At 60.1% G+C, this 449-nt stretch carries 1 protein-coding gene; it reads right to left on the reverse strand.

Going from position 1 to position 449, the window contains the following annotated elements:
• A partial coding sequence (locus tag DU29_RS01000000130775) for an efflux RND transporter permease subunit (RefSeq protein WP_033051139.1) occupies nt 1-449 on the reverse strand: 449 nt, incomplete at both ends.

Here is a 449-nt window from a genome sequence, read left to right on the forward strand (position 1 = left end):
GGCACGCCAAGTCTGAAGGAACAAGATCACCACCAGCACCACCAGTCCGATGGCTTCCAGCAGAGTGTTGACGACCGCCTTGATCGACTGACGCACGAAGACAGTTGAGTCATACTCCACCGACCATTCCACTCCCTCGGGAAAGCGCTTGGCCAACTCGTCCATCTTCGCGCGGACTTGATCCGAGATTTCGATGGCATTGGCGCCCGGGGCTTCAAAGACAGAGATCGCGACAGCAGGCTTGTTGTTGAGCAACGACATCAGCGAGTAGCTGGATGCGTCCATTTCCACGCGCGCCACATCTCGCAGCCGGGTGACCTGACCCTGCGATCCGGTCTTGACGATGACGTCGCCGAACTCTTCTTCCGTCACCAGCCGGCCCTGCGCATTGATGGACAGGAGGAAGTCGCTTCCCGAGGGGTTGGGCGGCGCACCTAGTTGACCGGCCG

The sequence above is a fragment of the Pseudomonas sp. Ant30-3 genome (assembly GCF_000690905.1).
Taxonomy (GTDB): Bacteria; Pseudomonadota; Gammaproteobacteria; order Pseudomonadales; family Pseudomonadaceae; genus Aquipseudomonas.